This is a genomic window from Variovorax sp. P4_D9, assembly GCF_056401695.1.
In genome coordinates this window covers 1-664 of the sequence record NZ_JBFUIU010001702.1, presented here as the reverse complement: position 1 = coordinate 664, position 664 = coordinate 1, and the positions used below count along the sequence as shown (strand labels likewise).

Annotated in this window: 1 pseudogene; it reads right to left on the bottom strand. The window is 63.0% G+C overall.

The features are described 5' to 3' along the window. A pseudogene (locus AC1DY5_RS57855) lies at positions 1-636 on the bottom strand (hypothetical protein); the annotation flags it as partial. Positions 637-664: the final 28 nt, after the last annotated feature.

Genomic DNA, 664 nt, shown 5'->3' with positions numbered 1-664 from the left:
CTTCTGAGGCATGCCAACGCCGGAGGCGATGACTGCGGCCTCGCCGAGTTGCCGCTTCACGATGCCAAGGAGGTAGTTGATGTTCAGCTTCGGCGGCTTGGCCTTCGCGCAGGTGTCGGCTGCGGCCTCGAAGGTTTCGACGGACACGCCCTGGCCGATCAATGCGATCAGCTCTGGGTTCGACGGGTTCACGTCGGCAATGCCCTTGGCCCGGATTGCCTTCGCCACGGTTCCCGCTTTCGTGGGTTTTGGATCCTCGCCCCCCCCAACACCCCCCGTAGGGGGGGTCTTCTCTTTGTCTTGTTCTTTATCTTTATCTAGCGTGACCGTGCGTGACTCGTCGTGACACCTTTGCTCGGCAGCAGCTTGAGCGGCCGCACGCTCGCGCTCGCGTTGCTCTTGCTTCCTCTGTGCAGCGGACTTTGGTCCCGTGGCGCCATCGCCACCGTCCTCGCGCTTCGGCTGCCTTGCGTCCCATCCCAGAAGGCGCCGTCCGTCGAGCACTCGGCTCTGCATTGCGGCGATCACGGATGCGACAGCCTCTTCCGTCACGTCGAGCGAACTTGCCAAGTCTTCATCCGTGACCGTCGCGTGACCGCGCGTGACATTGCGTGACGCATCAACGAGAAGGTGCACGTAGAGCGCCTGAACCAAGGCTATCGGC